Raw genomic sequence first — 24,150 nt, forward strand, 5'->3', positions numbered from 1 at the left:
GCAAAGGTTCAGGGCCGCCCGACGCTGCTATAGGCGAACCCGGCAGCACGCACTTCGGCCGGATTGTAGACGTTGCGCAGGTCGACGATGATCTTCTGCCGCGCAAGCTGGCCCACGCGATCGAGGTCGATGGCGCGGAAGGCATCCCATTCGGTCACCAGCACGACCACGTCCGCGCCCGTCACCGCGTCATAGGCGCCCTTGGCCATGGTCACGCCCGGCATCATCGGCGCGGCGATGTCCATGCCTTCGGGATCGTAGGCCACCACATCGGCACCCGCATCCTGCAGCGCCTGCACGATCGCGATCGAGGGCGCATCGCGCATGTCGTCGGTGTTCGGCTTGAAGGTCAGGCCCAGCAGGGCGACCTTCTTGCCCCGCGCTTCGCCGCCCAGTGCCTCGATCACCTTGCGGCCCATGGCGCGCTTGCGCGAATCGTTGACGTGGACGACCGCCTCCACGATCCGCACCGGGCTGTTGTAGTCCTCGGCGGTCTTGAGCAGCGCCAGCGTATCCTTGGGGAAGCACGAGCCGCCGTAGCCCGGCCCCGCGTGCAGGAACTTCGACCCGATGCGCCCGTCGAGGCCAATACCGCGCGCCACGTCCTGCACGTCGCCGCCCACCTTCTCGCACAGGTCCGCCATCTCGTTGATGAAGGTGATCTTGGTCGCAAGGAAGGCGTTGGCGGCGTACTTGATCAGTTCCGAGCTGCGGCGGCTGGTGAACAGGATCGGCGCCTTGTTGAGGAACAGCGGGCGATAGACCTCGTTCATCACGCTGCGCGCCCAATCGTCCTCGGCGCCGATGACGATGCGGTCGGGCCGCTTGAAATCGCCGATCGCCGCGCCTTCACGCAGAAATTCGGGGTTCGACACGACCGCGAACTGCACCTTGGTGCCCGAATCGCGGATGATCCGCTCGACTTCGTCGCCCGTGCCCACCGGCACGGTCGACTTGGTCACGACCACCGCCGGAGTCTTGAGGTTCTCGGCCACTTCCTTCGCCACGGCATGGACATAGCTCAGGTCCGCATGGCCATCGCCGCGCCGCGAAGGCGTGCCAACCGCGATGAAGATCGCCTGCGCGCCGTCGATGGCGCTGGCAAGGTCGGTCGAGAACGAAAGCCGGCCACCCTTGACATTCGACGCCACCAGCTCGGCAAGGCCAGGCTCGAAGATCGGCATCACGCCCTGATGCAAGCGCTCGATCTTGCCCGCATCCTTGTCGATGCAAACCACGTCGTGTCCGAAATCGGCAAGGCACGCACCGGAAACGAGGCCCACATATCCGGACCCCACCATCGCGATCTTCATTCGCAGTTCCTTGGCTTGCTGGTGCGGCGCGGGCCGCTGGAAAATTCTCTTCGCAGAAGCAGCATTTAAGGGCAGATCCTTATGGGAGCAAGCGCCGAGGACTTGCTTGGGTGAGGGCCCAGCGCCTATCGCAAGGGAACGATGACCGGATCCGCCCTACCGCCCAGCTGGCAGCCCTCACTCGGGCCCGTTCTCGAAACGCCGCCACTGCGCGCACTCGGTGGCTTTCTGCGTGCAGAGGAAGCGGGTGGCAAGACCGTGTTCCCGCCGCGCGGCCAGCGCCTGCGCGCGCTTGAACTCACGCCCCTCGGTGACGTGAAAGTCGTGATTCTCGGGCAAGATCCCTATCACGGTCCCGGTCAGGCCCACGGCCTCGCCTTCTCGGTCCAGCCGGGCGTGAAAGTGCCGCCCAGCCTGCTCAACATCTACAAGGAACTGGAAAGCGACCTCGGCCTGCCGCGTCCGAATCACGGCAATCTCGAAGCCTGGGCGCGGCAGGGCGTGCTGTTGCTCAACAATGCGTTGACGGTCGAGGCGGGGCAGGCCGGATCGCATCAGCAGCGCGGCTGGGAGCCGTTCACCGACGCCGCCGTCGCTGCAGTTGCGAAACGCGACGTGCCCAGCGTGTTCATGCTCTGGGGCAGCCACGCGCAGAAGAAGGCCGCACGCGTGCCGGAACTCGCGAGCGGCCCACATCTCGTGCTGCGCGCGCCGCACCCCAGCCCGCTGTCGGCGCATTCCGGCTGGTTCGGCTCACGCCATTTCAGCCAGGCCAACGAATTTCTTGAACGTCACGGTCGCGGCGCAATCGACTGGCGGGTTTGAGACAACAAAGCCCGAATCCCACCTCCCGCAAGCAGGAAGGGTCTGGGCTGGGCGCCACCCTTACGCGCCAGCCTTGGACCCAAGCAAAAGGGGCGCCCGCTACCGGACGCCCCTCCTGATTTTCAGCGGACTGCGAACGATCAGCGCGGCAGATCGCTCACGCCCATCAGCGCCTCGTCCACCGCGCGCGCGCACTGGCGGCCTTCGCGGATCGCCCACACGACAAGGCTCTGGCCGCGACGCATGTCGCCGCAGGCGAACACGCCGTCGACGCTGGTCTTGTAGTCGGTCATGTTGCCCTTGACGTTGCCGCGCACGTCCAGTTCGACACCGGCCTGTTCGAGCAGACCTTGCTTGCGCGGTCCCAGGAAGCCCATCGCGAGGAAGATCAGGTCGGCCTTGAGCGTGAATTCGCTGCCCGGCACTTCCTGCATCTTGCCATCGACCCATTCGACGCGGACGCATTCGAGCCCGGTCACGTCGTTTTCGCCCACGACGCGCTTGGTCAGCACGGCGAATTCGCGCACGACCCCCTCTTCATGGCTCGACGAGGTGCGCAGCTTGAGCGGCCAATTCGGCCAGCTCAGCGCCTTGTCTTCCTTTTCGGGCGGACGCGGCATGATTTCGAGCTGCGTGACCGACGCCGCACCCTGACGGTTCGAGGTGCCGACGCAGTCCGACCCGGTGTCGCCGCCGCCGATCACGACGACATGCTTGCCGGTGGCGAGCAGCGAGCCGCGCGGCGCGGCGCGCAGTTCATCATCGCCCGCGTTGCGCTTGTTCTGCTGTGTCAGGAACTCCATCGCAAAGCGCACGCCCGGCAGTTCGAAGCCGGGGATGTCAAGGCCGCGCGGATCTTCCGCACCGCCCGCCATCACGATCGCATCGAAGTTTTCCTTCAACGAGGCCACCGAGACGGTGACGCCCACTTCCACCGAGGTGCGGAACTCCACGCCTTCGGCCATCATCTGCACCATGCGGCGGTTGATGAGGTGCTTTTCCAGCTTGAAGTCGGGGATGCCATAGCGGAGCAGACCGCCCACGCGGTCGTTCTTTTCGAACACGGTCACCGAATGGCCGGCGCGCGCGAGCTGCTGCGCCGCGGCGAGACCGGCAGGACCCGACCCTACGACCGCCACCGACTTGCCGGTCTTCTTGGCCGGCACCTGGGGAACGATCCAGCCTTCCTTCCAGCCCTTGTCGACGATCGCGCATTCGATCGACTTGATGGTCACCGGCTGGTCGATGATGTTCAGCGTGCAGGCTGCCTCGCACGGGGCGGGGCAGATGCGGCCGGTGAACTCGGGGAAGTTGTTGGTCGAGTGCAGGTTCTCGACCGCTTCCTGCCAGTCGTTTTCATAGACCAGGTGGTTCCAGTCCGGGATCTGGTTGTTCACCGGACAGCCGTTGTGGCAATACGGAATACCGCAGTTCATGCAGCGCGAGGCCTGCCCCTTGAGGCCCGCCTCGTCGTGCGGAATCACGAATTCGCGATAGTGCTTCAGACGCTCGGCAGGAGCGTCATAGGTCCGATCCTTGCGATCGATCTCGAGAAAGCCGGTTGCCTTGCCCATTGTATTCTAACCCTTATTCCGCCGCGACCGAGGCGGCAGCGAGGCGCTCGGCCTCCATCTGGCGGAGCGCACGCGCGTAGTCGCGCGGCATGACCTTGACGAAACGCGGCAGTTCCTCGGCCCAGTTGTCGAGGATCGCGCGCGCCCGCTTGCTGCCGGTGTGCAGCAGGTGGCGCTCGATCAGCACGCGCAGGCGTTCGGCGTCATGGCGGAGCATGTCGCCCATGCCATAATCGTTGACGTCCACACCGCGCTGCTGCGGACGGCCGGTGCCGTCCTCTTCGTCGCGCTCGGCCGAAATCGGCAGCAGATCGACCATCGCCCCGTTGACGAGCTGGGCGAAGTTGCCGTCCACGTCATAGACGTAGGCGATACCGCCCGACATGCCCGCCGCGAAGTTGCGCCCCGTACGGCCCAGCACCGCGACGACGCCGCCGGTCATGTATTCGCAGCCGTGGTCACCCGTGCCTTCGACCACCGCGATAGCGCCCGAATTGCGCACGGCAAAGCGTTCGCCCGCCACGCCGTTGAAGTAGGCTTCACCCGCGATCGCACCATAGAGCACGGTGTTGCCGACGATGATGTTGTCGGTCGCCTCGCGCTCGACGTGCGAGGGCTGCCGCACGATCACGCGACCGCCCGAGAGGCCCTTGCCGACATAGTCGTTGGCATCGCCGACGAGATCGACCGTCACGCCATGCGCCAGGAACGCGCCGAACGACTGGCCCGCCACGCCCTTGAACGAGATGGCGATGGTGTTGTCCGGCAGGCCCTTGTGGCCATACTTCTTGGCGACTTCACCCGAGAGCATCGCGCCGACGGTGCGGTTGACGTTGATCACGTTGCGTTCGATGCGCACCGGCTCGCCCTTGTCGAGCGCAGGCTTCGCCGCCGCGATCAGGTCGTTGTCGAGCGCGGCTTCGAGCCCGTGGTCCTGCGTCCCGCTCCAGTTGAGCGTGGTGCCGGCCACCGGTTCCACCTTGTGCAGCAGCTTCGACAGGTCGACGCCCTGCGCCTTCCAGTGCGACACCGCCTTCTTGGTATCGAGCCGGTCGACGCGACCGACCATTTCGGCGATCGTGCGGAAGCCCATCTCGGCCATGATCGCGCGCAGCTCTTCGGCGACGAAGAAGAAGTAGTTGATCACGTGTTCCGGCTGGCCGGTGAAGCGCGCGCGCAGCACCGGGTCCTGCGTGGCAACGCCGACGGGGCAGGTGTTGAGGTGGCACTTGCGCATCATGATGCAGCCCGCCGCGATCAGCGGTGCCGTGGCAAAGCCGAACTCGTCAGCGCCGAGCAGCGCCGCAATCGCCACGTCGCGGCCCGTGCGCAGGCCACCGTCGGCCTGCACGCAGATGCGCGAACGCAGGTTGTTGAGCAGCAGAGTCTGCTGGGTTTCGGCAAGGCCGATTTCCCACGGGCTGCCCGCGTGCGTCAGCGAGGTCAGCGGCGAAGCGCCGGTGCCGCCTTCGTAGCCCGAGATCGTGACGTGGTCGGCACGCGCCTTGGAAACGCCCGCGGCCACGGTGCCCACGCCCACTTCGGACACCAGCTTGACCGAGATGCGCGCAGCCGTGTTCACGTTCTTGAGATCGTGAATGAGCTGCGCGAGGTCTTCGATCGAGTAGATGTCGTGGTGCGGCGGGGGCGAGATCAGGCCGACGCCCGGCGTCGAGTGACGGGTCTTGCCGATGGTCTTGTCGACCTTGTCGCCTGGCAGCTGGCCGCCTTCACCGGGCTTGGCGCCCTGCGCCATCTTGATCTGCACGTCGTCGGCATTGACGAGGTATTCCGCCGTCACGCCGAAGCGGCCCGAGGCAACCTGCTTGATCGCCGAACGCATCGAATCGCCGTTCGCCAGCGGCTTGAACCGCATCGGGTCCTCGCCGCCTTCGCCGGTGTTCGACTTGCCGCCGATGCGGTTCATCGCCAGCGCCAGCGTGGTGTGCGCTTCCCAGCTGATCGAGCCATAGCTCATCGCGCCGGTGGCGAAGCGCTTGACGATCTCGCTCGCCGGTTCGACCTCGGAGATGTCGATCGGCTGGTCGGCCTTCTTCAGTTCCATCAGCCCGCGGATGGTCAGCATCCGCTCCGACTGCTCGTTGATGCTTTCGGCGAATTCCCGATACTTTTCAGGCGTATTGCCGCGCACCGCGTGCTGCAGGTTGGCGATGTTGCTGGCGGTCCAGGCGTGTTCCTCGCCGCGCAGGCGCAGCTGGTACATGCCGCCCACGTCGAGCATCTTCTTGTAGATCGGATTGTCGCCATAGGCCGCCGCGTGGCGACGCACGGTTTCTTCGGCGACTTCGGCCAGGCCGACGCCTTCGATCGTGGTGGCAGTGCCGGTGAAGTACTTCTCGACGAAGTCGCTCGACAGGCCCACCGCGTCGAAGATCTGCGCGCCGCAGTACGACTGGTAGGTGGAGATGCCCATCTTGGACATCACCTTGAGGATGCCCTTGCCGACCGCCTTGATGTAGTTCTTCTGCACGTCCTTGGTCGACAGCGGCAGATCCTTGTCGACCCGGATGGCTTCGAGCGTTTCGAAAGCGAGATAGGGGTTGATCGCTTCGGCGCCATAGCCCGCGAGCACGCAGAAGTGATGCACTTCACGCGCTTCGCCGGTTTCCACGACGAGGCCGGTCTGCATGCGCAGGCCCTGGCGGACAAGGTGGTGGTGCACCGCCGCCGTCGCCAGCAGCGCGGGCATCGGGATGCGGCTTTCGCACTGCGAGCGGTCGGACAGGATCAGGATGTTCTTGTCCGCCAGCACGGCCTCGGTCGCAGCCCAGCACATTTCCTTGACCGCCTGTTCCAGCCCGGCAGCGCCGGTCGCGGCGTCCCAGGTGGTGTCGATCGTGGCAGTGCGGAACGCGCCATCGAGCGCAGCCTCAACCGAACGGATCTTGGCCACGTCTTCGTTGGTCAGGATCGGCTGGTCGACTTCGAGCCGCTTGTGGCTGCCCGCGTCATGGCCGAGCAGGTTCGGGCGCGGCCCGATCATGCTGACCAGCGACATGACCAGTTCCTCGCGGATCGGGTCGATCGGCGGGTTCGTCACCTGCGCGAAGTTCTGCTTGAAGTAGTCGTAGAGCAGGCGCGAACGGCTCGACAGGACCGCGATCGGCGTGTCGGTGCCCATCGACCCGATGGGATCTTCACCCATCGCCGCCATCGGTTCGAGGAACTTGGTAACGTCTTCCTGCGTGTAGCCGAAGGCCTGCTGGCGATCGAGCAGCGAGGTCGTCTCCACCGGCAGCGCGGCGAGCTCGGGCTCGACGACTTCCAGCTCCTTGAGCTTGTACTGCGCGGATTCAAGCCACTCCTCGTAGGGCTCGGCGCCCGCGAGTTCGGCCTTGATCTCCTCGTCCTCGATGATCCGGCCCTTGTCCATGTCGATGAGCAGCATGCGACCGGGCTGGAGACGCCACTTGCGGACGATGTCCTCTTCACGGAACGGCAGCACGCCGCTTTCCGAGGCCATGCAGATCAGATCGTCGCGCGTGATCGAGAAGCGCGCGGGCCGCAGCCCGTTGCGATCGAGAGTCGCACCGATCTGGCGACCATCGGTGAAGGCCACGGCGGCAGGGCCGTCCCACGGCTCCATCAGCGCGGCGTGATATTCGTAGAACGCACGACGCGCCGGGCTCATCAGCGGGTTGCCGGCCCAGGCTTCCGGGATCAGCATCATCACCGCGTGCGCCAGCGAATAGCCGCCCGCGAGCAGCAGTTCGAGCGCGTTGTCGAGGCTCGCGGTGTCCGACTGGCCATGCGGGATCAGCGGCCACATCTTGTCGAGATCGGGGCCGAGCAGCTCCGATTCCATCGTGCGGCGGCGCGCGTTCATCCAGTTCACGTTGCCGCGAACGGTGTTGATCTCGCCGTTGTGCGCAACGAAGCGGAACGGGTGCGCCAGCTTCCAGCTCGGGAAGGTGTTGGTCGAGAAGCGCTGGTGGACGAGGCCCAATGCCGAGACGCAGTCGGGATCGCGCAGGTCGTCATAGAAACCGCCGACCTGCGTGGCGAGCAGCAGGCCCTTGTACACGATCGTCCGCGACGAGAAGCTCGGCATGTAGAGCTGCGTCACGCCCGGCAGGTTGTACTTTTCGGCCATGGCCGCCAGCGGGTTCTGCGTCTGCTTGCGGATCGCCAGCAGCTTGCGCTCGAACGCGTCCTGGTCGGGCGTGCCCGCACCGCGCTTGATCACGCACTGGCGGATCACCGGCATTTCGGCGATCACGGTCTTGCCAAGGCCTTCGAGCGTGGTCGGCACGTCGCGCCAGCCGACCAGTTCCTGGCCTTCCTTGGCGATGAACTTCTCGAAGAATTCCGTCACGAAGTTCCGGCTCGGCTCGTCCTGCGGCAGGAAGCACATCGCCACGGCGTAGTCGCCCGAGGCCGGCAGGTCCTTGCCCTCGGCAGCGGCCCACTTGCGGAACAGCTGGTCGGGCAGCTGGATCAGGATGCCTGCGCCATCGCCCAGCAGCGGGTCTGCGCCCACCGCGCCGCGATGGTCGAGATTGTGCAGGATCTCGAGGGCCTGGTTAATGATCGCGTGGCTTTTGACGCCTTTGATATGGGCAATGAAGCCCACACCGCACGCATCGTGCTCGTTACGCGGATCATACAGGCCCTGAACCGGCGGAAATCCCATCTCGAAGGTGTTCCTACATCCATAAAGTGGAAAGGCTACGCGAATCACGCCCCCCGGCTGGAGAGCGAAAGTTGCGCGAATTTCCCCCATGACTGCAGGAAAGTTATTTTGCAACCGCGAGAGGCGATTCCGCCCATCAAGGCTATCAGGGAAATACGGATGCACGGCCCAAGTCCGTGCATTGCCTAGCTTTTTGGGCAGGCCCGGCGCGCCATCAGCCGCGCGCTGTCATCCGCTGCAACGTCGCCAGCGCCGCGCGCAACGCACGCTCGGTGTCTTCCGCACCTTGGGGATCGATGCGCGGCTCGACCTGGGTAGCGCGGCTCTGCCCATCATCGACCGGCGCGCGCGCGGCGTGCCCCGGAAAGACCACAACGGGTTCGGACGCGTCGGCGTCGTCGGCATGGTCACGGATGAACTCCTGGCGCGGCGTGGCGCGCGGCGCCCCGAAGCGCGAGACCGGCGTGGGCTCGGCGTTGCCATCATCTGGCGTAGCGGTGGCGGCAGGCGCACGTCCGAGAAAGCGCGGCACGACGATGTCTTCGTCGTGGGCATCATCGTCGTCCGACGCGTCCCAGCTCGCCGCCAGGATGCGCGGGGGCTGCGCACGCGCTTCGCCTGCACCGAACAGGCGCGGCAGGGGGGTGGAAGGTCGGGCCAACGGCAGCGGTGCGACCACGTCCGGTGCGACGATATCGGCCTGCTCCGCCACTTCGGTTTCCAGCTCGACGTCCGCCTCGATCGCGATCTCCGCCGGCGCGTCCGCCGGGCCGGGCATCACAAACACCTGACGCGGGATTTCCGGCTCGGTCGCCTCGATGCTCTCCGCGAACTCGATGCTCTCGGCGCTCTGGGCAACAACAGGCTCGCTTTCAGGCTGGACGAACGGAACGTGCGCAGGCGCCGCAGCAGGCTGGCCATCGCCGCCAACAAAGGCGCGGCGCGCATCGATCGCCAGCGCGAGCCGCTCGACCAGTTGCACCAGCCCCAGCGTATCGAGCGGAGCATCCGCAATCGCAGCGCCTCTGCGCGCGATGACGCTGGCGACCGGGCTTGCCGCCGCGCTCTCCACCGCCACGTCGGGCGCCGCAGTTGCAACAGCCTCGGAGACGCAGAAAACCTGCTCTTCACCTTCCGCCTCGGTCCATTCGGCCTCTTCGAACGCATCGCGGGCGATCGTCGGCTCGGCAACACGAGGCATGTCATGGTCCGTCGACGCAGGCTCGTCCGCGAGGACCAGATCGTCGCTCAGCACGAAGGGCCTGCGCGGGGGCGCGTCGGGATGGGCATCGAATGCGCGCACCTGCGGCGCGTCATCCTCTTGCTTAGCCAGCACGGGAGCCTCCTCCTGCACGGGCTCGGCCTCTTCGACTTCGTCCGCATCGTACGTCCGCGCGACAGCGCCGCGACGGCGCACCACCTCGACCGGGCGCGGGCGCAGCCGCAGCGCGAGGCCGAGGCCCGCAACGACGCCCACTATCGTCATCACGGCTGCTATCAGCAGCCGCGCGGTCAGCCCCAGCGGGGGCGCCGCAGCCGGAACAAGCGCGGCGAGGCCTGCCGCGCTGCTCGCGCGCTCGATCAGGCTGGCGGGAACCACGAAGCTGCCGAGGCCCAGCAGCGCCGCAAACCACAACGCCACGAGTGCAGGAAACAGGCGATGCCCCGTAATCGGCTGGGGGACCGGCTGCCCCGCGGCACGGGCTTCGGCGCGGGCGGGCGATCCTGCGGTGGTCTGGCGTCGGCTCATGATCCTCTGACTTATGCCTTTGCTTTCATCGATTCGCGTAGACAAAAAGCGCGCCGGCAGGCGTCACGATTGGTCCAACCTGGACCCCGGATCTAAAGCGGTTTGGTAAACGCGCTGATAACGCCTGACATTGAAAGCCCAGTCGTGATCGCGCTGCACGAAAGCCCGCGCCTGCGTGCGCCGCGCCTCCCAGCCGCTGCGGTCGGCCAGCAGCGCAACCAGCGCCGCCGCGAGCCCAGCGGGATCGTCGGGGGGGAACAGCGTGCCCGTCACCCCGTGCGCGATCAGTTCGCGGTGTCCGCCGACATCGCTTGCCGCCACCAGCTTGCCCTGCGCCATCGCCTCCAGCGGCTTGAGCGGCGTCACCAGTTCGGTCAGGCGCATCGCCTTGCGCGGATAGCAGACCACATCGACCAGCGCGTAGTAGCGCTCTACCTCGTGGTGCGGCACGCGGTCGACGAAGCGGATCGCATGGGCCGCCGGCGAAGCCGCCGCCTGCGCGCGCACGGTGGAGGCGGCAGGGCCCCCACCGACCAGCAGCAGGCGGGCATCGGGCCGCGCCTCGACGATGCGCGGCATGGCCGCAACCAGATCGTCGAGCCCTTCATAGGGGTAGAAACTGCCAAGGAAGCCGATCACCGGGCCCTCGCCCAGCCCCAGCGCTTCTGCCAGTGCCGGATCGCGCGGGCGCGGATCGCCGAACAGCGACAGGTCCACGCCATTGGGCATCGTAGAAAGTTTCCCCGGGGAAACTTTTCGCGCCACCAGATCGGCGCGCAGCCCTTCGCAGATCGTCACCACCGCATCGGCGCTCGCGACCACCCGGTCCTCCAGCGCACGGGTCAGGCGGTACTTCGCCGATCCCTCGCGTCCGGTCAGGTTGCCGACCGCGGCGTCCTCCCAGAAAGCGCGGATCTCGTAGACCACCGGCACCCCCAGCCGCCGCCCGGCGCGCAGCGCGGCAAGGCCGCAGAGCGCGGGCGAATGGGCGTGGAGCAGCTCCGGCCGAAAATCGCGCGCCACCGCCACGATGCGCTCGGCCAGCGCTCCAACCTCGCGCCATTCGCGCCACAGCGGCGGGCCGCCGGGCAACCCGGCCGTGCGGTGAAAGGTCAATCCCTCGGCTTCCTGCGCCGCATCCGGCGCGGCCTCGCCCGTCTCGACATTGTGCCGACGCCCGGTTACGCCTGCCACCGTCAGGCCAAGCTCCTGCTGCGCCTTGAGAATCGCGCGGGTGCGGAACGTGTAGCCGCTGTGCAGCGGCAGACTGTGGTCGAGGACGTGGAGCACCCTGGTCATGCTGCCTCCGATGCCAACAGAACGCTTAACGCAGCGTCAACTTCGTTCTTGTAGCCGCAAGTTCGGGCAAAAGGCGCAGGGACAACGGCGATGATCGACAATTTCACCGTTCTGCTGCCCCACCTGCTGATGGCGCTGGCGATCTGGCGCCTGCTCCACCGCGACGATCTCGATTCCGATCCCTCCCTGCCCCGGCGCACGCTCGGCTGGCAGCGCACGAAGCGCCTGCGGAGCGATGCAGAGGGCCCGCACTGACGTGCTCAACCTGTTCCTCACGGCTTTCGTTTCGGCCTTCCTCGCCGCTGGCGTGCGCAGGCCGTTCCTGTTCGTGCTCGCCTATGCCTATATCGACATTGTCGCACCGCAGAAGGTCACCTGGGGATTCCTCCAGAGCGTTCCCGTCTCGCTGATCGCGTTCTGCTGCGCGTTCGGGGCGTGGATGGTGGCCGAAGACAAGAACGGCATCCGCCTCTCGCCCCGGCAGATGGTGCTGCTGCTGCTGCTGATCTATTGCGGGTTGACCACACGCACCGCCGACTTTCCAGAACAGGCCCTCGAAAAGTGGGGCTGGGTGTGGAAGGCGCTGGTCTTCGCGCTGTTCCTGCCGCTAACGCTCCGCACGCGCCTCAGGATCGAGGCGCTGACCCTGATCATGGTGCTGTCGGTCTCGGTCATCGTCATCGGCGGCGGGATCAAGACGGTGTTCTCGGGCGGCGGCTATGGCGAGCTGAAGCTGCTGGTGAACGACAACACCGGGCTTTACGAAGGCTCGATCATCTCCACCGTCGCCATCTGCGTGATCCCGCTGGCATTGTGGCTGGCGCGATACGGCACGATCTTCCGCCCCAACTGGATGGTCTGGGCTTTTGCGCTCGCGCTGTGCTTCGCTTGCGTGCTGATGCCAGTGGGAACGCAGGCGCGCACAGGACTGGTCTGCTTTGGCGTGCTGCTGGCGATGATGCTGCGCAGTACCAAGCGCCGCCTGCTCTACCTCTCGCTGCTGGGCGCAGGCGCGCTGGTGGCGATCCCGCTGCTGCCGTCGAGCTTCAGCGAGCGGATGAGCACGATCCAGAACCACAAGGCCGACCAGTCCGCCTCCACCCGTGTCGCGGTGTGGAAGTGGACGATAGAATTCGCCAAGGATCACCCCTTCGGCGGCGGCTTCGACGCCTTCCGCCAGAACGCGGTCTCCTACGACACCGAAAAGGCCGACTATGCGGGCGACAACAACGCCGTCATCGAAACCGAGCGGATCGAGGAAAAGGGCCGCGCCTACCATTCGAGCTATTTCGAGATGCTGGGCGAACAGGGCTATCCGGGCCTTGCGCTGTGGCTGCTGCTGCACCTCATGGGGGTGATCCACATGGAAGTGATCCGGCGGCAATACGCGAAGAACCCGCCCGAACAGTTCGCCTGGGTGACGCCACTGGCCGATGCGCTGCAACAGGCGCAGATCGTCTATCTGGTGGGCGGGGCGTTCGTGGGCATCGCCTTCCAGCCGTTCTGCTACATGCTGGTCGGGCTGCAATGCGGGCTGTCCGCCTATATCGGCCGCGTTCGCCGCGCGGCGCCCGTGCCGTTCCGCGCGCCCCGGACCGTCCCCGCCGCCGCAGGTTAAGCAATCAGTTAAGCAAGGCCTTGCCCGCATCGCGCAGAGCCGTCATGACTGTCCGCAAAATCACAGGCGGAGAGAGAGATGACGCGGTACATTCCGGCAGCCGAGATCAGGAAGCAGGTCGGCCAGGTGGTCGGCACGTCCAACTGGGTCGAAGTGACGCAGGAGCGGATCAACCAGTTCGCCGAAGCTACGGGCGACTTCCAGTTCATCCACGTCGATCCCGAACGCGCCAAGGACACGCCCTTCGGCGGCACCATCGCGCACGGGTTCCTGACCCTGTCGCTGATCCCGCTGCTGACCATGGAAAGCGACTGCCCGCGCCCCGAAGGCGTGAAGATGGGCGTCAACTACGGCGGCAACAAGACGCGCTTCCTCTCGCCCGTCCGCTCGGGCAAGCGCATCCGCGGCCTGTTCAAGCTGCTCGAGCTGGACGAAAAGCGCCCCGGCCAGTGGCAGCAGACGATGGAGATCACCGTCGAGATCGAGGGTCAGGAAAAGCCCGCCCTGATCTGCGAATGGGTCACGCAGTTCTTCGTGTGAAGCTGCATCAGCCCCCGGCTCGCGCCGGGGGCGTCGCGCTTCAGGCCACGACGCTCAGCTTGCGTCCCTTGGCCTTCTTCTCAAACTTGGCGATCCACGAATCCACCACCGGCGCGATCGACGCGCGCCAGCGCGAACCGTTGAAGATGCCGTAGTGGCCGACTTCGGCGGCGAGATGATACTTCTTCATCTCGTCGGGCAGGTTCGGCGTCACCTTGAGCGCGGCCTTGGTCTGCCCGATGCCCGAGATATCGTCCTTCTCTCCCTCGATGCACAGGATCGCGGTATCCGTGATCGCACCCAGGTCGACGACCTTGCCACGATGGACGAACTCGCCCTTGGGCAGCGCGTGCTGCTGGAACACCACGTCCACGGTCTGGAGATAGAATTCCGCCGGCAGATCGCAGACAGCGCGGTATTCGTCGTAGAACGCCTTGGTCGCGTCGGCGTTCTCGTCGGCACCCTGCATCAGGTGCTGGTAGAGCTTGTAGTGGCTCATCATGTGGCTGCCCAGGTTCATCGACATGAAGCTGGTCAGCTGCACGAAGCCCGGATAGACGCGGCGCCCCTCGCCCGGATAGTTGCTCGGCACCGTGGTGATGACGTTGTGCTTGAACCACACGTAGGGCTTGGTGATCGCATGATCGTTGACCGCCGTAGGCGATTCGCGCGTGTCGATCGGCCCGCCCATCATGGTCAGCGTCACGGGGCGGCAGGGGTGTTCGTCCGCCGCCATCACCGCCGTCGCCGCGAACATCGGCACCGAAGGCTGGCACACCGCCATGGCATGCGCGCCGGGGCCGATATGTTCGAGGAACTTCACCAGGTACTCGATGTAGTCGTCGAGATCGAACGTGCCCTCCGCCAGCGGCACGAACTTCGCATCGGCCCAGTCGGTGATATAGACCACGCAGCGGTCGAGCATGCGCTCCACCGTGCCGCGCAGCAGCGTGGCGAAGTGACCGCTCATCGGCGCCACGATCAGCAGGCGCGGCGCATCGGCGGGAAGGCCGGCGTGGGTGAACTTCTTGAGCTTGCCGAACGGCAGCTGCACTTCGGTCGATTCGCTCACAGCGTGGCTCGCGCCATCGACATGGATGGCCTTGATCCCGAAGGCGGGCTTGCCGCGCGGTGCGGTGGCGTGCGCAAACACGTCGAGCGCGGAGGCGAGCATCTGCGTGCCACCGACTCCGGCCAGCGGGTAGCGCGGATCGTTCAGCAGATCCGCCGTCATCGACGCCCAGGCGCTGCCTGCGTTGAGCAGGGAACGCTGGATTTCATAGGCCTTGTAGAGCACCTGCGACACCTTTCGTGATCCGCTGCCCTCTGTCGGAAGACGCGGTCGGGATTCGATTGCGCCCGAGAATGCCTGCAATTGCGCGATTGTGCAATGCAGCAAAAAAGGGCAGGCGCCCCGCACCCCCTTCCGGCGCGCCCGCGCATCGGCTAGGCGAGCGCGCATGGACGAGGTATCTCAAGGCTCCGAGGAACCGCGCCGCGCGCGCAGCCTCTCCCCCCTGCGCACCGTGTGGCGGCTCGCGCTTGCCTATCCGACGCAGGTCCTGATCGCGCTCGCCGCGCTGATGACCACGTCGGCGGCGACGATCTCGATCCCCGCCCGGTTCCGCTCGATCATCGATCAGGCCTTCGGCGCGGGTGCCAACACCACCACCATCGACCATGCCTTCGCGCTGCTGGTGGTGATCGTCTTCATCCTCGGCCTTGGCACGGCCACGCGCTTCTACTTCGTTTCGTGGATCGGCGAGCGCGTCGTCGCCGACCTGCGGCTGAAGGTGCAGCAGAACCTGCTGCGCCTGCCGCCCTCCTTTTTCGAGACCAACAGCCCGAAGGAAATCTCCTCGCGCATGACGTCGGACACCGCGATCATCGAAACGGTCGTCGGCACCACCGTCTCGGTCGCACTGCGCAACCTGCTGACCGCGATCGGCGGGGTGATCTACCTGTTCGCGCTGGCCCCGCGCCTGACCGCCTACCTGCTGATCGGCATCCCGCTGATCCTTGGTCCCATCATCTTCTTCGGCACGCGCCTGCGCAATGCCTCGCGCTCCAGCCAGGACCGCGTTGCCGACATCGGCGTGATGATCTCCGAAGTGCTGGGCGCGATGCGCGTGGTCCAGGCGTTCGGCCAGGAAAGCCGCGAGGCGCAGCGCTTCCGCGGCACGGTCGAGCGCACCTTCGCCGCCGCGCAGCGCCGCATCTCGATCCGCGCGGCATTGACTGCCATCGCCATCTTCCTGGTCTTCGGCGGCCTCGTCGCGCTGATGTGGCGCGGCGCAAGGGCCGTGGCCGAAGGGACGATCAGCGGCGGCACGATCGCCGCCTTCGTGCTGACCGGCGGCATCGTCGCGGGCGCGTTTGGCGCGCTGATGGAGGTCTACGGTGATCTGGTTCGCGGCGCGGGCGCGGCCAGCCGGTTGAACGAACTGCTGCTGGAAGAGCCCGACATCGCGCCGCCCGCCCGGCCGATCGCGCTGCCCCAGCCGCCGCGCGGCCAACTGGCCTTCCAGAACGTCACCTTCCGCTACCCCAGCCGCCCCGAAGTCTCGGCGCTCGAAGACTTCTCGCTGACCATCGAACCGGGCGAGACGGTCGCCATCGTCGGCCCCTCGGGCGCGGGCAAGTCCACGCTGTTCCAGTTGGCCGAGCGCTTCTACGATCCGCAAGGCGGCACCGTGCGCGTCGACGGCGTACCGCTGGCGCAGGCAGACCCCGCCGAGATCCGCGCGCGCATGGCGCTGGTCCCGCAGGAAGGCGTGCTGTTTGCCGCCTCTGCCCGCGACAACCTGCGCTATGGCAACTGGGACGCCAGCGACGAGCAGATCTGGCAGGCCGCGCGCGATGCCAATGCCGAAACCTTCCTGCGCGCGCTGCCCCAGGGGCTGGACACCTTCCTCGGCGAAGACGGCGCGCGCCTTTCGGGCGGCCAGCGCCAGCGCATCGCCATCGCCCGGGCGCTGCTGCGCAATGCGCCGATCCTCCTTCTCGATGAAGCCACCAGTGCGCTCGATGCCGAAAGCGAACGGCTGGTGCAGGATGCGCTCGACCGGCTGATGCGCCAGCGCACCACGCTGGTCATTGCCCACCGCCTCGCCACCGTGCGCCAGGCCGACCGCATCATCGTCATGGATCACGGCCGCATCGCCGAACAGGGCACCCACGCCAGCCTGTCGGCCCAGAACGGCCTCTATGCCCGCCTCGCACGTCTTCAGTTCGATGGCGCGGACGCCTGATCGACAAACGCGCCACACCTGCCGACAAACGACATGAGCTACCTGACCACCCCCGCCGTCGGGGGTGTTCAGCGCCGGTCAAGGCGTTAAGGATGATCCGGTCACATTTGCAACCGGACGGATGATCCCCGAAGATGCCCAGGTACCGTGCTACCCTTCTCGCCGCGTCGGCGCTCGCCCTCCTCGCCTCCACCGCCAACGCACAACAGGCCCCCGCCACCGAGGCGCAGCCGGCCGCCCCACTGATGAGTCGCGACTTCCCCGGCAGCGGCCTGCAGCTTCAGTACGTCGACAAGGCGGTGAAGCCGGGCGACGACTTCGACGCCTACGTCAACGGCAAGTGGCAGCAGGCCTTCGCCATGCCTGCCGACAAGACGCGCTACGGCTCGTTCAACGTGCTGCAGGATCTTTCGCAGGATCGCCTCAAGGGCATCCTCGACGAACTGGTGGCGAAGAAGCCTGACCCGGCCACGCCCGAAGGCAAGATCGCCGCGGCCTACGCTGCCTACCTCGATACCGCCGCCATCGACGCAGCGGGCCTTGCGCCTGCAAGGCCGTGGCTGGACAAGATCGCGGCCGCAAAAACGCCCGACGATCTCGCCCACCTCTTCGCCGCGCCCGGCATCGCTTCGCCGATCAACTTCTTCGTGACGGCGGACGAAAAGGACAGCGACCACTACGCGCTCTATCTGGCCACCGGCAGCCTCGGCCTACCTGATCGCGATTTCTACCTCGTCGACAATCCCCGCAACCTGACCGTGCGCGCCAAGTACATGGAATGGCTGCGTTTTGCGCTGACCCAGGCGGGGTATGCCGATCCGGCCAAGACCGCCGATGCGGTCTATGCGCTCGAAAAGAAGCTTGCCGCCGCCGACTGGGACCGCGCGCTCTCGCGCAACCCCACGCTCACCTACACCAAGCTGGCGCGCGCAGACCTCGGGCAGGCGCTGCCCGGCCTGCCGGTCGATTCCATGCTCGATGCCATGGGCCTTTCCAAGGCGACCTATGCCGTGATCGCGCAGATGCCGCCTTCGCAGGACAAGCTGACCGCCGCCAGGTTCACGCCCGAAATGGCCGCCAAGCTGGGCGGCGGTGTGCCTGCCATGGCCGCGCTGATCCGCAGCGAGCCGATCGACAGCTGGAAGGCGTGGATGACCGTGCAGTTCCTGTCGGCCTATGCGGGCGCCCTGCCCCAGTCGATCGACGATGCCCGCTTCGCCTTCTACGGCACCGTGCTGGCGGGCCAGAAGCAGCAGCAGCCCCGCTGGAAGCGCGCGATCGCCACGGTCGAGGGCCAGGTCGGCGAGCAGCTGGGCAAGCTCTATGCCGAGCGTTACTTCCCGCCCGAAAGCAAGGTGGCGATGGACGCGCTCGTCGCCAACTTGCGCAAGGCGATGGCCGCGAACCTTGCCGATCTCAAGTGGATGGGCCCGGAAACGCGCAAGGAAGCGCAGGCCAAGCTCGATGCCTTCACGCCCAAGATCGGCGCGCCGGTGAAATACAAGGACTACGCCGGGCTGACACTGTCCGCCGCGACCCCGCTCGCCAACGCGATCGCCGCGCAGGACTGGGCCAGCCGCTTTGAAGCCGCGCGCGTCGGGCAGGAGGTTGATCGCAGCGAATGGGGCATGCTGCCCGAAACGATCAACGCCTACTACAACCCCACCTTCAACGAGATCGTGTTCCCCGCCGCGATCCTGCAGCCGCCGTTCTTCAACCCCCACGCCGATCCGGCGGTCAACTATGGCGCAATCGGTGGCGTGATCGGCCACGAGATGGGCCACGGCTTCGACGACCAGGGCTCGGCCTATGACGGCAAGGGCAACTTGCGCAACTGGTGGACTGACAAGGACCGCACCGCGTTCGAGGCGCTGACCGGAATGCTGGGCAAGCAGTATGACAGCTTCTGCCCGTTCGATGACAAGAGCGAAGGCGGCAAGGCCTGCGTCAACGGCCAGCTGACCATGGGCGAGAACATCGGCGACCTCGGCGGCCTCAGCCTTGCCTACCGCGCCTACAAGCTGTCACTGGGCGGCAAGCCCGCCCCGGTGATCGACGGCCTGACCGGCGACCAGCGCTTCTTCATGAGCTGGGCACAGGTCTGGCGCCAGTCCATCCGCGAGGAAACCGCGCGCCAGTACCTCGTCACCGATCCGCACTCGCCCGCGACGTACCGCATCAACGGCGTGGTGCGGAACTTCGACGAATGGGTGAAGGCCTTCCACGTCAAGCCGGGCGACAAGCTCTACCTGCCGCCGAAGGAGCGCGTTCGCATCTGGTAAGGTGACCGAAATTTAAGGGCGGCGCGCAGCCGCCGCCCTTGACACTCTGCTGCACTGCGGCAACTCCATGCCCCCATGGACAGCACCACCATCACCGCGGTTCTTCTCGGCATCGTCGAGGGCCTGACCGAATTCCTGCCCGTCTCCTCGACCGGCCACCTGATCCTCGCGACAGAGCTGTTCGGCTACGACGCGCACCAGTGGGCGCTGTTCAACGTGGTGATCCAGCTGGGCGCGATCCTTGCGGTCGTGGTGCAGTACTGGCGCACCTTCTGGGCGGTCGGCATGGGCCTGCTGCGGCTCGAACCGCTCAGCATCCGCTTCGTGCGCAACCTGCTCGCCGCCTTCATGCCCGCCGCCGTGATCGGCCTGATCTTCAAGCACCAGATCGAAGGCATGCTCGGCAGCCCGCTGGTGGTCTGCGGCGCGCTGATTGTCGGCGGCATCGGCATCCTGATCGTCGAACGCTTCGCCAAGGGTGGCGAGCCTTCGGGCATCGGCCAGTTGCCGCTGCGCCAGGCGATCGGCGTCGGCTTCGTCCAGTGCTTCGCCATGATTCCGGGCATGAGCCGGTCAGGCGCCACGATCATGGGCGCGCTTGCCATGGGCATCGAGCGGCGCACGGCGGCCGAGTTCTCGTTCTTCCTCGCCATCCCGACCATGCTCGGCGCCAGCACGATCGAACTGCTCGGCCAGCGCCACGAACTGGCCGCCGGCACCACCGGCGTCGGCTGGAGCGAGATCGCCATCGGCTTCGCGGTTGCGTTCATCGTGGCGCTGGCGGTGATCAAGCTGTTCGTCGCCTATGTCAGCCGCCGCGGCTTTACGCCGTTTGCGTGGTATCGCATCGTCGTCGGCCTCGCGGCAGGCGCCTGGCTGCTGAACGCCTGATCGCACGCCACCCCAAGTAAAGACCAAGTCCCCGGCAAGCACTTGCCGTAACGGTTCGTCGCACCTTCGGAACCAAATGCCGTCCCCCCGGTTTTGCCGGAAAGACAGCAATTCGAAGGGATTACCACCATGGGCCTGATCATTCTTCTCGTCGTCGGCGGCATTCTTGGCTGGCTGGCAAGCATCGTCATGCGCACCGATGCGCAGCAGGGGATCTTCCTCAACATCGTCGTCGGCATCGTCGGCGCACTGCTGGGCGGCTTCTTCCTCGCACCGCTGATCGGCGGCGGTTCGATCACCGACGGCATTTCGGCCGGCAGCCTGATCGTGTCGTTCCTCGGCGCGGTGATCCTGCTCGCCATCGTCAACCTCGTCCGTCGCGGCGCGGTGCGCTGAGCCGACCCACCCAACCTCAACATCAAGGGCGGCCCTTCGGGACCGCCCTTCTTCCAAGAAGGGGACTAAAATCATGAAGAGCTTCATCAAGGGCGCGATGATCGCGTCGGTTGCCGCGCTCGGCCTCAGCCTTGCCGCCTGCGATTCCAAGCAGGAAAACGCTGCCGAAGACCAGGCCGACGCCGTCCGCAAGATGACCGACGCCACGGCCGACGCGATCGACGCGGCCGCCAACGCCACCAGCGGCGCGACCGAGCAGAAGCTCGAAAACAAGGCCGACGCCGTCCGCAAGGCTGGCGAGGACAAGGCCGACAAGATGGAAGACCAGGCTGACAAGATGGACAAGGCGCCGGGCTGATCGCCCGCAGCGCCGACCTTTCGGGTTCGCACAGGCGGCGTCGGGGCAACCCGGCGCCGCTTGGCTTTTGCGTTCAGACCGGCTTCGCTCCCGAACGTCGCCCGCCGCGCAAGTGGTACTCCAGCGTCCCTCGGTGCAGCACATCGTCAATGTCGATGACCGCCGTATTGGCATACGTGAACCCGGGCCCGAGCCCGCGATAGAGCCGATCGAAATCGCGCTCGACCGTCTGGTGATAGAGATCGGCAAAGCTCTCGATCACGAAGTAGGTCGGCTGCAGGTCGTCGATCACGTAGTCGGTGCGCATCACCCGGTCGACATTGAGCCGGATGCGATTGGGCGAGGCCGCCTCGAGCGCGAACACCGCCTCTCCCGGCCCCGACAGGATGCCCGCGCCATAGGCGCGCAACGCGCCCCCTTCTTCCACCAGCCCGAACTCCACTGTGTACCAGTAGAGCGCGCCCAGCGCCTTCAGCCGGTTGTGCCGCATCGCCTTCCACCCCGCGCGGCCATAGGCCTGCATGTAGTCGGCAAAGATCGGGTCGGCCAGCATCGGCACGTGCCCGAACACGTCGTGGAACACGTCCGGCTCCTCGATGTAGTCGAAGCTTGCGCGCCCGCGTATGAAGTTGCCCGCGGGAAAGCGCCGGTTGGCAAGGTGCCAGAAGAACACGTGATCGGGGATCAGCATCGGCACCGGCACCACGCTCCACCCCGTCAGCGCGCCAAGGTCGGCCGAAAGCCGCGCAAACTCCGGCACGCCCCCGCGCCCCAGATCCAGCTTGCCCAGCCCCGCCAGGAACGTCGACGCCGCCCGCCCCGGCAGAACCTCCATCTGCCGCGCGAACAGGTCGTCCCACACCGCGTTCTCGTCGGCGCCGTAAACGTGCTGGCGCGGCTCCACCCAGTCCTCGCCGACATGGCCCGGCCGCTGCAAGGGCGCGGTGAACACGCCGGAGGAAGGGTCGGGCAAGCGCGAGAAGACAGAGTCGGTCGGGGTGGTCAAAGTTTCCATTGAAACCTTATACACCCACGCACGACAAACCGGAACCTCCCGGATTTGGCCGCAACCTGCCGGATGCGCCCCGAACGGAACGTCGCCGATGCCGATTGCGCCGCATCGGCGGGTTTGCTCCTTGCTGCACTGCAACCAATCGCTAGTTTCGCCTGCAGATAGGGGCGGGCTGTTGCATGGCGGGAACGAATCAACTTCAGGGCATTCAGGCTTTGCGCGGCCTCGCCGCGCTGGCGGTCGTCACCCACCACGCGCTCGAACATTCAAACGGCGCGGCAAGGCCCTTCAGCCCCGACTGGCTGACGACAGTGGGTGCTGCCGGGGTGGACCTGTTCTTCGTCATAAGCGGCTTCATCATGGTCTGGACGACATTTCCGGAAGGTCGCGCGCCCTTGCGCCCTGCGACGTTCCTCTACCGCCGCGTAGTCCGCATCTACCCGCTCTACTGGTTGACCTGCACCGCCATGCTCGCGCTCGTCGCCATGGGCTTCCTGCGCGCGCACAATTTCACCGGCAGTGAGATCGCACGCTCGTTCGCGCTGTTCCCGCCCGCGACGCTGGTCGGCGTGGCGTGGACGCTGGTGTTCGAAATGTGGTTCTACATCCTCTTCACGCTGCTGCTCGCGTCCGGATCGCGCCGTGTGGTCGTCATCGGCGTGCCGGGCCTGCTGCTCTGTGCTGCCGCGCTCGCCACTTTCCTGCCGGCAGGACCGGTGCGCGACTTCCTGCAAAGCCCGCTGCCGATCGAGTTCTGCTACGGCATCGGCCTTGCCATTGTTGGGCGCAGGGTCATTGAACGCCCCCTGCCGCGCGTTCTCGCACTTGCGCTGGGCGCGCTCGCGCTGATCGCCATGTGCCTCGCGGCGGTACTGGTTCCCCACGCCACCACGGCCGAACTGCCAGCCGCCGCACGGGTCCTAGCCTGGGGCCTGCCCGCGCTCGTGCTGGTAGGCCTGTCGCTCCCCTTACGCGCCCGCGGGCGCGCGGGCGCCGCGCTCGCTCGGCTGGGCGACACTTCCTACGCGCTCTATCTCAGCCATGTCTTCGTGATGATCGGCTACGGCCGCCTGCTGAAGATACCGGCGGTCGCCGCCCTGCCACAGCCACCGCTGGTGCTTGCCATCTGCGTTGGCTCGGTCGCGGGCGGCTTCGCCTTCCACATTGCCTGCGAGCGCCCGCTGACCCGCCTGTTTCGTTCGTTCGAAACTCGCCGCCCCGCCAATCCGTCGGTGGCCTGACGCACGCCGGTTGCTCATCGCTCGCAGCTGGTCCACGCTTAGCGCGCCACCGGAGCATCTCCATGACCGAACTGAAGCGCAAGGACTACGACGCCCTCCTCGAACCGCTGCACGAGGAACTTTCCGGCATGGCGCGCTGGGCGCAGGCGACCGGCGCGCGCGTCGCGATCGTGCTCGAAGGGCGTGACACGGCGGGCAAGACCGGGGTGATCCACGCCATTTCCGAAAAGCTCAATCCCCGGCAGGTGCGCACCGTGGCGCTCGCCAAGCCGACGGAGCGAGAGCGCACGCAGTGGTACTTCCAGCGCTACGTCCCGCACCTTCCGGCCGCGGGCGAGATCGTGCTGTTCGACCGTTCCTGGTACAATCGCGCAGGAGTCGAAACTGTGATGGGCTATGCCAGCGACGAACAGGTGCGAGCTTTCCTCACGCAGACGCCAGCGTTCGAAAAGCTGCTCACCGATGATGGCCTGTACCTGTTCAAGTACTGGCTGTGCTGCGATCAGGCAGAACAGGAGAAGCGCTTCGCCGAACGCCGCGACGACCCGATGAAGCGCTGGAAGCTTTCGCCTGTCGATCTGGAAGCGCGGGCGCACTACGACGACTACACCGCTGCGCGCGAAGCCATGCTCGCCGTCACCCACACGCCCCACGCACCTTGGACACTGGTGGATTTCAACGACCAGCGCCGGGGCCGGCTGACCCTGATCCGCCACCTGCTCGATCGCCTGCCTGATACCGCCGTGCCCGTGCCCCCGCTGGATCTGCCGCGGCTGGGGCACCCGCCGCACGCGGAGCGCTTCGGGCTGGTCGAACCGCTCAGACCCTATCCCGACACTTGACTTTGCCCCGATTCTCCCCCAACGCCCGCGCCCTGTGATGGCGGCGTGGCGACGCGCCGCCGCTTTCGTTTCAGGATAGAGCAATGGCAAAGCCCACCACCGTCAAGATCCGTCTGGTCTCGACCGCAGACACCGGCTTCTTCTACGTGACGAAGAAGAACCCGCGCAACACCACCGAGAAGATGACCTTCCGCAAGTACGACCCCGTCGTGCGCAAGCACGTCGAGTTCAAGGAAGCGAAGATCAAGTAAGGCGCGCCGGGGCCAGCCTTTGCGCACACCACTGCGTACGGGGCCCCGCACCT

Annotated in this window: 19 protein-coding genes; 12 read left to right on the forward strand and 7 right to left on the reverse strand. The window is 66.4% G+C overall.

All coding sequences use genetic code 11. The features are described 5' to 3' along the window. Positions 1-8: 8 nt before the first annotated feature. Positions 9-1,313, reverse strand: a complete 1,305-nt coding sequence (locus K3A84_RS17410) for a UDP-glucose dehydrogenase family protein (RefSeq protein ID WP_225010744.1) — start codon at positions 1,311-1,313, stop codon at positions 9-11. A 141-nt stretch (positions 1,314-1,454) separates the two neighbouring features. Between K3A84_RS17410 and ung the strand changes: the two genes are divergently transcribed. Then, entirely contained in the window at positions 1,455-2,138 is a 684-nt protein-coding gene (ung, locus tag K3A84_RS17415) for a uracil-DNA glycosylase (protein WP_225010746.1), read from the forward strand. Between the two features lie 140 nt (positions 2,139-2,278). Here ung and K3A84_RS17420 read toward each other — a convergent pair whose 3' ends face one another. From K3A84_RS17420 to K3A84_RS17435, 4 genes are all read right to left on the reverse strand, one after another. Then, complete coding sequence (locus tag K3A84_RS17420; RefSeq protein ID WP_225010748.1) at positions 2,279-3,712, reverse strand: glutamate synthase subunit beta; 1,434 nt, start codon at positions 3,710-3,712, stop codon at positions 2,279-2,281. A gap of 13 nt (positions 3,713-3,725) precedes the next feature. Further along, positions 3,726-8,366, reverse strand: coding sequence for a glutamate synthase large subunit (gltB, locus tag K3A84_RS17425; protein WP_225010753.1), 4,641 nt, complete (start codon positions 8,364-8,366; stop codon positions 3,726-3,728). A gap of 214 nt (positions 8,367-8,580) precedes the next feature. Next, complete coding sequence (locus K3A84_RS17430) at positions 8,581-10,116, reverse strand: hypothetical protein (protein WP_225010754.1); 1,536 nt, start codon at positions 10,114-10,116, stop codon at positions 8,581-8,583. A 63-nt stretch (positions 10,117-10,179) separates the two neighbouring features. After that, on the reverse strand, positions 10,180-11,415 hold the full coding sequence (locus K3A84_RS17435) for a TIGR04063 family PEP-CTERM/XrtA system glycosyltransferase (protein WP_225010755.1): 1,236 nt from the start codon (positions 11,413-11,415) through the stop codon (positions 10,180-10,182). 90 nt (positions 11,416-11,505) lie between these two features. On the opposite strand from K3A84_RS17435, the gene K3A84_RS17440 reads away from it, so the two are divergent. The 3 genes from K3A84_RS17440 to K3A84_RS17450 all read left to right on the forward strand — a co-directional run bounded on the left by K3A84_RS17440 (position 11,506) and on the right by K3A84_RS17450 (position 13,573). Next, positions 11,506-11,670, forward strand: a complete 165-nt coding sequence (locus K3A84_RS17440) for a hypothetical protein (RefSeq protein ID WP_225010756.1) — start codon at positions 11,506-11,508, stop codon at positions 11,668-11,670. A gap of 1 nt (position 11,671) precedes the next feature. Beyond that, the gene (locus K3A84_RS17445) at positions 11,672-13,033 is read left to right on the forward strand and encodes a putative O-glycosylation ligase, exosortase A system-associated (RefSeq protein ID WP_404823178.1); all 1,362 of its coding nucleotides are present in this window, start codon (positions 11,672-11,674) and stop codon (positions 13,031-13,033) included. Between the two features lie 78 nt (positions 13,034-13,111). After that, a complete protein-coding gene (locus K3A84_RS17450; protein ID WP_225010758.1) occupies positions 13,112-13,573 on the forward strand; it encodes a MaoC family dehydratase in 462 nt (153 codons plus the stop codon). A 40-nt stretch (positions 13,574-13,613) separates the two neighbouring features. Here K3A84_RS17450 and K3A84_RS17455 read toward each other — a convergent pair whose 3' ends face one another. Continuing rightward, positions 13,614-14,870, reverse strand: a complete 1,257-nt coding sequence (locus tag K3A84_RS17455) for a polyhydroxyalkanoate depolymerase (RefSeq protein ID WP_225010819.1) — start codon at positions 14,868-14,870, stop codon at positions 13,614-13,616. Positions 14,871-15,033: 163 nt separating this feature from the next. Between K3A84_RS17455 and K3A84_RS17460 the strand changes: the two genes are divergently transcribed. From K3A84_RS17460 to K3A84_RS17480, 5 genes are all read left to right on the forward strand, one after another. After that, a complete protein-coding gene (locus tag K3A84_RS17460) occupies positions 15,034-16,824 on the forward strand; it encodes an ABC transporter transmembrane domain-containing protein (RefSeq protein ID WP_225010759.1) in 1,791 nt (596 codons plus the stop codon). A gap of 134 nt (positions 16,825-16,958) precedes the next feature. Continuing rightward, positions 16,959-19,106 carry a M13 family metallopeptidase gene (locus tag K3A84_RS17465; protein WP_225010760.1) on the forward strand — a complete coding sequence of 716 codons (2,148 nt, stop codon included), beginning with the start codon at positions 16,959-16,961 and terminating at the stop codon, positions 19,104-19,106. 75 nt (positions 19,107-19,181) lie between these two features. Beyond that, entirely contained in the window at positions 19,182-19,997 is an 816-nt protein-coding gene (locus K3A84_RS17470; RefSeq protein ID WP_225010761.1) for an undecaprenyl-diphosphate phosphatase, read from the forward strand. Positions 19,998-20,126: 129 nt separating this feature from the next. Then, positions 20,127-20,393, forward strand: coding sequence for a GlsB/YeaQ/YmgE family stress response membrane protein (locus K3A84_RS17475; protein WP_225010762.1), 267 nt, complete (start codon positions 20,127-20,129; stop codon positions 20,391-20,393). Between the two features lie 73 nt (positions 20,394-20,466). Then, positions 20,467-20,751, forward strand: a complete 285-nt coding sequence (locus tag K3A84_RS17480) for a hypothetical protein (protein WP_225010763.1) — start codon at positions 20,467-20,469, stop codon at positions 20,749-20,751. Between the two features lie 73 nt (positions 20,752-20,824). On the opposite strand, the gene phhA is transcribed toward K3A84_RS17480, so the two are convergent. Continuing rightward, positions 20,825-21,766, reverse strand: coding sequence for a phenylalanine 4-monooxygenase (gene phhA, locus K3A84_RS17485; RefSeq protein WP_225010764.1), 942 nt, complete (start codon positions 21,764-21,766; stop codon positions 20,825-20,827). A gap of 176 nt (positions 21,767-21,942) precedes the next feature. Here phhA and K3A84_RS17490 point away from each other — a divergent pair, with 176 nt between their 5' ends. From K3A84_RS17490 to rpmG, 3 genes are all read left to right on the forward strand, one after another. After that, the gene (locus K3A84_RS17490; RefSeq protein ID WP_225010765.1) at positions 21,943-23,004 is read left to right on the forward strand and encodes an acyltransferase family protein; all 1,062 of its coding nucleotides are present in this window, start codon (positions 21,943-21,945) and stop codon (positions 23,002-23,004) included. 62 nt (positions 23,005-23,066) lie between these two features. Continuing rightward, the gene (ppk2, locus tag K3A84_RS17495; protein WP_225010766.1) at positions 23,067-23,846 is read left to right on the forward strand and encodes a polyphosphate kinase 2; all 780 of its coding nucleotides are present in this window, start codon (positions 23,067-23,069) and stop codon (positions 23,844-23,846) included. Positions 23,847-23,929: 83 nt separating this feature from the next. Next, on the forward strand, positions 23,930-24,097 hold the full coding sequence (rpmG, locus tag K3A84_RS17500; RefSeq protein ID WP_011446825.1) for a 50S ribosomal protein L33: 168 nt from the start codon (positions 23,930-23,932) through the stop codon (positions 24,095-24,097). The last annotated feature ends 53 nt before the right edge of the window (positions 24,098-24,150 follow it).

Origin of the sequence: Novosphingobium percolationis (assembly GCF_020179425.1) — a bacterium.
GTDB lineage: Bacteria > Pseudomonadota > Alphaproteobacteria > Sphingomonadales > Sphingomonadaceae > Novosphingobium > Novosphingobium percolationis.